9 protein-coding genes are annotated in these 9,095 nt (G+C 67.9%); 4 read left to right on the forward strand and 5 right to left on the reverse strand.

The annotated features are described in order from the left end of the window. Nucleotides 1-736 precede the first annotated feature (736 nt). Entirely contained in the window at nt 737-1,492 is a 756-nt protein-coding gene (locus FAB82_RS12370) for a hypothetical protein (RefSeq protein WP_136534855.1), read from the forward strand. Then, on the forward strand, nt 1,489-1,821 hold the full coding sequence (locus FAB82_RS12375; protein WP_136534856.1) for a hypothetical protein: 333 nt from the start codon (nt 1,489-1,491) through the stop codon (nt 1,819-1,821). The genes FAB82_RS12370 and FAB82_RS12375 overlap by 4 nt, the downstream gene beginning before the upstream one ends. 224 nt (nt 1,822-2,045) lie before the next feature. Here FAB82_RS12375 and groL read toward each other — a convergent pair whose 3' ends face one another. Both groL and FAB82_RS12385 read right to left on the reverse strand, forming a co-directional pair. Further along, complete coding sequence (gene groL, locus FAB82_RS12380; protein WP_136534857.1) at nt 2,046-3,677, reverse strand: chaperonin GroEL; 1,632 nt, start codon at nt 3,675-3,677, stop codon at nt 2,046-2,048. Nucleotides 3,678-3,948: 271 nt separating this feature from the next. Continuing rightward, entirely contained in the window at nt 3,949-4,995 is a 1,047-nt protein-coding gene (locus FAB82_RS12385; protein WP_136534858.1) for a hypothetical protein, read from the reverse strand. Between the two features lie 188 nt (nt 4,996-5,183). On the opposite strand from FAB82_RS12385, the gene FAB82_RS12390 reads away from it, so the two are divergent. Further along, nucleotides 5,184-6,671: a peptide MFS transporter gene (locus tag FAB82_RS12390; RefSeq protein WP_136534859.1), complete on the forward strand. Its 1,488-nt coding sequence runs from the start codon at nt 5,184-5,186 to the stop codon at nt 6,669-6,671. A 35-nt stretch (nt 6,672-6,706) separates the two neighbouring features. Here the strand turns inward: FAB82_RS12390 and FAB82_RS12395 are convergent, their stop codons facing one another. Further along, nucleotides 6,707-7,489, reverse strand: coding sequence for a DUF1963 domain-containing protein (locus FAB82_RS12395; RefSeq protein ID WP_168801570.1), 783 nt, complete (start codon nt 7,487-7,489; stop codon nt 6,707-6,709). 94 nt (nt 7,490-7,583) lie between these two features. On the opposite strand from FAB82_RS12395, the gene FAB82_RS12400 reads away from it, so the two are divergent. Continuing rightward, a complete protein-coding gene (locus FAB82_RS12400) occupies nt 7,584-8,441 on the forward strand; it encodes a potassium channel family protein (RefSeq protein WP_211116562.1) in 858 nt (285 codons plus the stop codon). 6 nt (nt 8,442-8,447) lie between these two features. Here the strand turns inward: FAB82_RS12400 and FAB82_RS12405 are convergent, their stop codons facing one another. Both FAB82_RS12405 and FAB82_RS12410 read right to left on the reverse strand, forming a co-directional pair. After that, nucleotides 8,448-8,753 (reverse strand): hypothetical protein, encoded by a 306-nt coding sequence (locus FAB82_RS12405; protein WP_136534862.1) that lies wholly within the window; start codon nt 8,751-8,753, stop codon nt 8,448-8,450. Continuing rightward, nucleotides 8,750-8,974, reverse strand: a complete 225-nt coding sequence (locus FAB82_RS12410) for a DUF7557 family protein (RefSeq protein WP_136534863.1) — start codon at nt 8,972-8,974, stop codon at nt 8,750-8,752. The genes FAB82_RS12405 and FAB82_RS12410 overlap by 4 nt, the downstream gene beginning before the upstream one ends. Nucleotides 8,975-9,095 lie beyond the last annotated feature (121 nt).

Consider the following 9,095-nt stretch of genomic DNA (forward strand, 5'->3'; position numbering starts at 1 on the left):
CCAGCCCCACCACCCCCGGAGGTGTCCCCGGAGCCTCGGGTACTGGTCGAGCCAGCGCGGTTACCCCGCCCCGCCGCCAGGCAGTGAAGGCGGCGGGGGAAGCGGACCACCACAGGCACCGCAGCCCGACCCACCCGGAAACGGGACACGGGATCGGGCCCCTCCCCATGCCCACCAACGGAAACGAACCCCCACAGGCCAACCCCGGCCGTGGCAGATCCGACCAGGTCGGGGGTCCACCCACTATCGGCACCGACCCACCGATGGCCCCACCCCCGGCAACCGACCCCGGGCACCCTCCACACCACTCCATCGCTGATTCGTTCGAAGTCCAAGCACTATGGACCCGAGAGCCAGCGGACCACCGCCGAACCTGCCGGACCTCTTCTGTCGCTGACTTTCTTGCGGCCCAACCATTGCGAACCCTGCCAGTCAGTAGGCCGCCGTCAGGCCAGGCGAACCTCTGCTGTCGCTGATTCGTTTGAAGCTCACTCCTCCACGGCCCTGCGCACGCATGAGTAGGAAGAGCTTTGCTGGCAACCGAGGTTGGAGTTGTCTAGACACTCTGGGCAGACGCGGCGAGGCTTCCTCGATTTCGTCGCTCAGGTGTGGAAAACTTGGAAAAGCACTGCATCGGTGCGTTCCGACAACTCAATAGACAAGCACGGGCGAGCCGCCCTTCTATCGCCAAACAGTCTGGCGGCTCGCCCCCCTTACACCAGAGAGGTAACCTCCCGTGGCGTATATCAGCCTACGCGAAATCCCGGCTCAGACGGTAGACGGAATCGCCTCCGGCCTCCGGTGGGACGCGATCGTCCCGCCCTGGCGCTACCCGGCCCGCAACAAGGCCGCCTTCCTCGCCAAACTCGACGCATTCCGAGTAACACCGCACCGGCCCGCCAAGCCCGTCAAGCTCCACGCGAAGCCGCGTCCCGCCCCGAAACCCAAGTCGAAGCCGAAGCCGAACCCCGAACCGGAGCCCGACTGCCAAGCGCCGGAAGCCGAACCGCCCCGTCTCGATCGGATGCGGGAAGCGGCCCTGTCCAGATTCCTGGAGAAGTCAGAGGAGTTCTCCCGCGCGCACGAGTCGGAGATGGAACCCGGCCGGTGGGAACGGGCCTGGGCCAAGGTGACCCGCTGGTGCAAGCGCCTGTCCTCCCGAGCGGTCCGCAGCCGCGCCCCCGAATCGCCTGCGCCCCAAGCCGACCGATCCAAACCGCGCCGCGCCGAACCGCCTGTCCCGCCGCGCCGAAACGTTCCGCCCCTGCCGATCCCGCATCAACGGACCGGCCTGACCCCGCCGAGCCCACGTCCGGTGCCGACCTGGCGAATGCGGGCCGCCTCCCAACCGGCCCAGGCCGAACGGCTCGCCCGCGCCGTCGGAGGAGCGCGGCGTGCCAGAAGCGGACCGCCGCCGGAAGACTCGTTCATCGCCAACTGGGAACGCGCCTTCGACGCCCAGCGCGGCTACGGAACGGCGGGCATCGCATGAGCCGCGCCGTCCCCACCCGAAACGCCGATGGCCGCGTCAAACGCGCCCTGCGGTTGCGCTTCCTCGCCTCCGCCTGTATCGAGGATCGCCGACTTCGCTTCGAACCCGTCCCAGGTCAGGCCCGCCTCCGCATCGCCATCTCCGGCAGCCCCATTGAGACCGGGACCGAAGCCGAAGTCCTCGGCTCGGTCACCGGACTCGACACGGGCACGGCGAAACTGACCGTCTCGGCCCCGCTTCACGTCGAATGGGCCACCGATAACCGAGACCAGATCCTCACCGAAGCGGTCCGCGTCTGGGCCGAGATAACCCGCGAATGCGACGGGTGAGAACGACCGGGGCTCGGCGGTCGCGAAGCCGCCGGGCCCCGGTCGCCATCACCCCGAACGCAAAGCACGGCATACCGTTCGGGATTGAACGGTATGCCGCTTGCGCATTTGGCTATTGCGCCATCTGCACTGGAGACCAGTACAGAGAATGGGAGAACCACTCACTCTACCGTGAGCGGTCCTCCCATGCAGTACTCAGTACTACTTGACTCGGCGAGGCCGAGCTACATCATGCCGCCCATGCCGCCCATGTCGGGAGCGCCGCCACCGGCGCCTTCCTTCTCCGGGGCGTCGGCGACGACGGCCTCGGTGGTCAGGAACAGGCCCGCGATGGACGCGGCGTTCTGCAGCGCGGAACGGGTGACCTTGGCCGGGTCCGGGATGCCCATGTCGAGCATGTTCCCGTACTCGCCGGTCGCGGCGTTCAGGCCTTCACCCTTGGGCAGGTTCGCGACCTTCTCGACCACGACGCCGCCCTCGAGGCCGGCGTTCTCGGCGATGGCCCGCAGCGGGGCGCCCAGCGAACGCTTGACGATCTCCACACCGGTGGCCTCGTCGGGCTCGACCGTCTCGATCTTCTCGAACGCGGTGGCACCGGCCTGCACCAGCGCGGTGCCGCCGCCGGGGAGGATGCCCTCTTCGACGGCCGCCTTCGCGTTGCGCACGGCGTCTTCGATGCGGTGCTTGCGCTCCTTGAGCTCGACCTCGGTGGCCGCGCCGACCTTGATGATCGCGACGCCGCCGGCCAGGCGCGCCAGGCGCTCCTGCAGCTTCTCGCGGTCGTAGTCGGAGTCGGAGTTATCGATCTCGGCGCGGATCTGTCCGACCCGGCCCTGGATCTGGTCCTCTTCGCCGCCACCGTCGACGAGGGTGGTCTCGTCCTTGGTGATGACGACCTTGCGGGCGGTGCCCAGCATGTCGAGAGTGGTCGACTCCAGCTTGAGGCCGATCTCCTCGGAGATGACCTGGCCGCCGGTGAGGATGGCGATGTCACCGAGCATGGCCTTGCGGCGGTCGCCGAAGCCGGGGGCCTTGACGGCCACGGACTTGAAGATGCCGCGAACCTTGTTGACCACCAGGGTGGCCAGGGCCTCGGCGTCGACGTCCTCGGCGATGATCAGCAGCGGCTTGCCGGTCTGCGTGACCTTCTCCAGGGTCGGCAGCAGGTCCTTGACCGCCGAGATCTTGTTGTTGACGATGAGGATGTACGGGTCCTCGAGGACGGCTTCCATGCGGTCCTGGTCGGTCACGAAGTAACCGGACAGGTAGCCCTTGTCGAAGCGCATGCCCTCGGTGAGCTCGAGGTCGAGGCCGAAGGTGTTCGACTCCTCGACGGTGATGACGCCTTCCTTGCCGACCTTCTCCATCGCCTCGGCGATGATGGCGCCGACGGTCGAGTCGCCGGCGGAGACGGACGCGGTGTTGGCGATCTGCTCCTCGGTGTCGACCTCGGAGGCGTTGGCCTGAAGCTCGGCGACCACGGCGGTGACGGCCTTCTCGATGCCCTTCTTGATGGCGATCGGGTTGGCGCCGGCGGCAACGGCGCGCAGGCCTTCCTTCACGAGGGCCTGAGCCAGAACGGTCGCGGTCGTCGTGCCGTCGCCGGCTACGTCGTCAGTCTTCTTCGCGACCTCCTTGACCAGCTCGGCGCCGATCTTCTCGTAGGGGTCTTCGAGCTCGATCTCCTTGGCGACGGACACACCGTCGTTGGTGATGGTGGGCGCGCCCCACTTCTTGTCGAGCACAACGTTGCGGCCCTTGGGACCGAGGGTGACCTTGACGGCCTCGGCGAGGATGTTCATACCCCGCTCAAGTCCGCGGCGGGCCTCCTCGTCGAATGCGATCATCTTCGCCATTGCGGATGGCTTCCTTTCGGATAACGTTCGTTGTCGACGGTGAGGCGGCAATCCCGCGACGGAGGGCCAAGGCCCGACCACCTCATCGCACGCTTAGCACTCACAGGCTGAGAGTGCCAAAACCAGGTATAGCACTCTCGACCTTCGAGTGCCAATCCGGGGCGCGGAATGCGTGGCAGAGAGCGCGGCGGGCGGGGCCGGCGGCTCGGCCGCAAAGCGAAGAGCCGGGGCGAGGTGCCCCGGCTCCACTATGTCGACGTCCCGCGAACGGCTACCCGCCGGTCGGTCCCGTTCCCGGGAACGGGTCGGGCGGCGTCTGTCCACGTCCCGGCGGCGGTCCGGGCGGCCGTCCGGGAGGCGGCGTCTGCTGCGGACCGGAAGACGGCGTCTGCGGCGGACCGGAAGACGGTCCCGCGGCGGCGTTCGGACCGGGCGCCTCCCTGGCGGCCTCGGCCGACAGCGACGTGGCCGAAACGGACTCGGTCCGGCCCCGCAGCCACGCGTACGAGCACAGCGCGGCGGCCAGCACCCAGATCATCGGGATCAGCAGCAGCAGCGCCATGACCGCCTCGGTGAGGATGATCAGAACCGACGCCAGCCACGACGCGAAGATCGCCGTCCATACGCCGGCCAGCAGCAGCCCGATGATCGCGATGAGCAGGTTCGCGGCGAACATGACCAGCACGACGATGATGAGCCGGCCCAGCGCCGCCCAGAACTTCGAGTGCGTCAGCTGGAACGACCTGGCGTAAGGGCTGCGGTGCTTCTCGAACGTCGCCGCCGGGATCATCAGGCTCAGCGCGAACGCGATCCACAATCCCGGCAGGACGCACAGGACCAGGCCGACGCCGATCGACAGCCAGGCCAACATCAGCCACAGCCACAGCTTCCAGCCGCGCCGGAACCCGAACCGGAACGCCTCGCCGAGACTGAGGAACCCGCCCGCGGCCTCGGCCGCCGCCGTCCGCGTCGCCGCCAGACCCGAAGAGGCCGTGAGATACAGCAGTGCCAGGCCCAACAGGCCCCCGAAGATGGACGCCGCCGGACCCGGCTGCCACGCCTGGCTCATCTCGGCCCAGTCGGTGCCCTCGAACGAGGCGTCCCGCGAGACCAGGCTCTGGTACGAACCGAACACCCACTTCGGCAGCACCACCCCGACCAGCAGGATCAGCCCGATCGGCCGCCACGAGCGCTGCACCACCCCCAAAGAAGCGTTCCACCAGCCCTCGAACGTGTCCGACACCAGCGGATCGCCGCCCGAGAAACGCCCCGACGGTTCCCCGCCGCCCTGCGTGCTCCAGTAAGGATCGTCAGTCATGTGCGGATCGTAGATCAAATTAAACGGCCATTTGCGACAAACAACCAGACAGCACCCGAACGGACGACCCGCGAATCCGGACATTTCGCGCCGCAGCGCAACCCGAGCGGTTACGTTCTCTCAAGCGGCGCCAGGGGGTCCTCGACCACCCCCTAGCCGCACCGACCAACCCGAGCCCGGGAGCACTGATGTCCCACTACGAGCGAGCCGCCACGCGCGAGCGGAGCACGTTCTTCGGCCACCCGCGGGGCCTGGCGGTCCTGTTCGGCACCGAGATGTGGGAACGGTTCTCCTACTACGGACTCTCGGGCATCCTGCTGCTGTTCCTCCAGGCGCCCGCCGCCCAGAACGGCCTCGGCCTCGACGCGACCACCGCCGTCCCCATCGCCTCGATCTACTCCGGCGCCGTCTACCTCACCGCCCTGCCCGGCGGCTGGCTCGCCGACCGCGTCCTCGGCCCGCGGCGCGGCGTCCTCGTCGGCGGCATCATCATCATGTGCGGCCACCTCAGCATGGCCATCCCCATCGAGGGCCCCTCCACGATCTTCCTCGGGCTGTTCCTCATCATCGTCGGTTCCGGCCTGCTCAAACCGAACATCTCCGTCATGGTCGGCCGCCTCTACGACGGCGACACCGACGCCCGCCGCGACTCCGGCTTCTCCGTGTTCTACATGGGCATCAATATCGGCGCCCTGCTCGGCATCCTCGTGACCCCCTACCTCGCCGGCGACGACCGCTGGCACCTCGGCTTCGGCGCCGCCGCCGTCGGCATGGCCCTCGGCCTGCTCTGGTACGTGCGCGGCTGGCCCCGCCTCAAGGGCACCGGTGTCGGCCCCGGCCGGCCCCTGACCGAGACCGAAAAACGCAAGGTCGGCCGGATCTGCGTCTGGGGCGGCCTCGCCCTCGCCGCCGCCATCGCGATCTGGGCGGCCACCGGGACGCTCACCTTCCAGAGCGTCCCGCGGGTCATCACCGCCGTCGCCATCGTCGCCGCCGTCTGGTACTTCGTCTACATCTTTGGCCAGGCGGGGGACATCACCGAAGCCGAGACGGCCGGCCTGCGCGCCTACGTCGGCCTGTTCATCGCCGCCGTGGTGTTCTGGATGCTCTACCTCCAGATGAACAGCGTCCTCACCGAGTTCGCCTCCAGCTCGGTCGACCTGGGCGCGTGGGGCTTCGACCTCCCCGCCGGCGAAGTGCAGAACTTCAACTCAATCTTCATCCTGATCTTCGCGCCGGTCTTCGGCGCCCTGTGGATCAAGCTCGGCGACGGCTTCGGCGCCACCCGCAAGTTCGCCCTCGGCCTCGCCCTGGTCGGCGCCGCCTACCTGCTGCTCGGCGTGCTCCAGGGCCGCGCCGACGGCGGCGTCCTCATCGGACTCACCTGGATGGCGCTGGTGTACCTGCTGCTGACCTTCGGCGAGCTCTCGCTGTCCCCGGTGGGGCTCAGCGTGACCGTCAAGCTCGCGCCGACGAAGCTCAAGGGCCAGATGATGGGCGTGTGGTTCCTCGCCCCGGCCGTCGGCACGCCACTGGGCGGACAGGCCTACGCGTACATCACCCCGCGCTGGGGCGAGCAGGCGTTCTTCTACATCCTGGCGGCCCTGGCGCTGGCGACCGCGGTGGTCCTGGTCGCGATGGCGCCCAGGCTGAACCGCCTCATGACCCGGACCTGACCGGGTAAGGAACGGAGCGAGAACCGGCATCCGAGCTAATAGCAGCTCCAGCCCATCTCGACCTTGTCGAAGCGGCGTGCGGCGAGGTCTTCACGGCCGATGAACCAGTGGGAGTTGCCGCAGTCGCCCCAGATCAGGTTCGCCTCGTGGTCGGTGTCGATCTGCGCCAACATGATCGGCAGCTCGGACGCCCCGGGGTCGATACCGCCGGGAAGATCCAGCTCCTCCAGTCGCGGCAGCCGCGCGGACGGCGCGAAGTCCGGTTCGTACTGGACTGCTTCGCCATAGCCGCCGATGCGGTGCATGCCGTACGGACGATCGGCCTCCCTGATCTCGGGGTCGTCGATTTCGAGGAAGTAGCTCTCGGGAAGGCGCCGCAAGTAGGTGTGGTGGCGGTCGGGGAAGGTGCCGTCGACCACGGCCGTGACGTCGAGGCGATCGTCGTCTCCGGGCCCGAGGTCTTCGGGGATCGGGCAGCGCACCAGGTCGGTGTCGTCCTCCACGTAGATGACGGTCGGGTAATCGGCCTCGAAATCGAGCATGAACAGGAGCCGGCCCCGGTCTGGCAGGTCCAGTCCGTGTCCGGTCCGGGGCAGCTCCGACAGGAACACGGTCAAATAGAGCTGGAGCGAGTCGCCGTTCGGGTCCTTCGGCCACGGTGTACCCGCCGGGAGTTCGGGATCGCCTCCCAGATAGCCGACGATCCGGTCGCCGTCCTTCGCGTGAGCGAGGCGAATGCTCGGTTGCGCCAGCGCGTCCCACTGGCGCCTGACAATGCTGCGGCGCAGTGCGGCGGCGAGTTCTTTGTGCGGGTTCACGATCCGATAATGCAATGGCGGTGCGACACTCTCGCCGGAGCGGCGCGCGCGGTGGGGGACCTCCGATCGCATCCGGGCAGTTAGCCTGGGGGACGTGCCCACCTCACCGTTCCCGCGCGAAAGGGACGCGCTCTGGCCCGAGCAGCTCACGGCCTGGGAGCGCGCGACGAACATGCCGCTCTTCGTCCTGGCCTTCGCGTTCCTCGCCGCCTACGCGGCCCCGATCCTGTACCCGGACCTGCCCGGCTGGGCTGCGACCGCCTCCCAGCTGGTCAATTACGCGGTGTGGGTGCTCTTCGGCGCCGACTACGCGATCCGCCTGTGGCTGGCCGGGAAGGGGCACCGGGTCCGGTTCGTCTACAAGCACCCGCTCGACCTGATCATGGTGCTGATCCCGCTGGCGCGGCCGCTGCGGGTGGTCCGCATGGTGCTGGTGCTCGTGGAGGTCTTCAGCCGCCACGCTAGGACCTCGCTCCGCATCAAGGCGGGTGTGTACATCACCGGGATCACGGCGATGATCCTGCTCGTCTCCAGCCTGGCGGTGCTGGACGCCGAACGGGAGGTCGAGGGTGCCCAGATCACCGACTTCGGCGACGCGCTGTGGTGGTCGGTCGTCACCGCCTCCACTGTCGGCTACGGCGACCTGGTGCCGCAGACGGGCACCGGGCAGGTCATCGCCGCCATGCTCATGTTCTGCGCGATCGGCCTGGTCGGTCTCGTCAGCGGCTCGCTCGCGTCCTGGTTCGTGGATCGGGTCTCGGCCGCCGAAGAGCAAGCCGAGCGGCGGGAATCGGCCGAACTCTCCCGACGCCTGACCGCTCTCGAACAACAGGTCGCCGAGATCCACACGGCCGTCGTCGGCAATGGTTCCAGTCCGGAGAAAAGCAACGGGGACAAGGACGCCAGTGCGTCCTTGCCCCCGAATCCTGTGGTGCCCAAGCAGCCCGGCTAGGGCAACTCAAGGGCTTGTGGCGGCATGCAACATGCGCACGATGTCTCGCAGCTGATGTTCCTCGGCCTGGCCGATGATCTCAGTGATCGCGCTCGCCGGGGCGGTATGGACGGATACGGGTATTGCGTAAAGGTTCTGGTCGGCCGCGGCGATCTCGATCGCGTGCGGGAAGGAGTCCGCCATGCTCGTCGAGCGCACGACGGTACAGAGGATGACTACTTCGGAGACCTGGTGGAGCATGTCGTTCGTGACGACGATCCCATACCCGCCGGTGTCACCGCGCCGGACGATGTCGCCGCGAGTGGGCGTCAACGCTCGACGCCGTTCTCGCCGGTGGCAGATTCCAAGGAGGCCTGGTAATCGGCGTGGACGGCCGCTGATACCTCGGGCATAGCCAGAACTGCGCCAAGGCCTGCGAACGGGTTGTAGGCATTGGCCAGTCGCTGGACCACGTCGCCGAGGTTCTCGCCGTCCTGTTTGAGGGTTTCCAGCCGGTCACGGACCTGGCTGTCTATGCGAATCGTTGTTTGCATGTATACGAGTATACACCGAGATGGTGAACCTGATGGTCGCTACTGGCGCGAATCGGCCGAACTCTCCCGACGCTTGACGACTCTCGAACAACAGGTCGCCGAGATCCACACGGCCGTCGTC

The organism is Glycomyces buryatensis (assembly GCF_004912275.1).
GTDB classification, from domain to species: Bacteria; Actinomycetota; Actinomycetes; order Mycobacteriales; family Micromonosporaceae; genus Glycomyces; species Glycomyces buryatensis.

Coding starts and splice junctions, on each gene's coding strand:
- FAB82_RS12375 (WP_136534856.1), top strand. CDS start 1,489: ATGAGCCGCGCCGTCCCCACCCGAAACGCCGATGGCCGCGTCAAACGC.
- groL (WP_136534857.1), bottom strand. CDS start 3,677: ATGGCGAAGATGATCGCATTCGACGAGGAGGCCCGCCGCGGACTTGAG.
- FAB82_RS12385 (WP_136534858.1), bottom strand. CDS start 4,995: ATGACTGACGATCCTTACTGGAGCACGCAGGGCGGCGGGGAACCGTCG.
- FAB82_RS12390 (WP_136534859.1), top strand. CDS start 5,184: ATGTCCCACTACGAGCGAGCCGCCACGCGCGAGCGGAGCACGTTCTTC.
- FAB82_RS12410 (WP_136534863.1), bottom strand. CDS start 8,974: ATGCAAACAACGATTCGCATAGACAGCCAGGTCCGTGACCGGCTGGAA.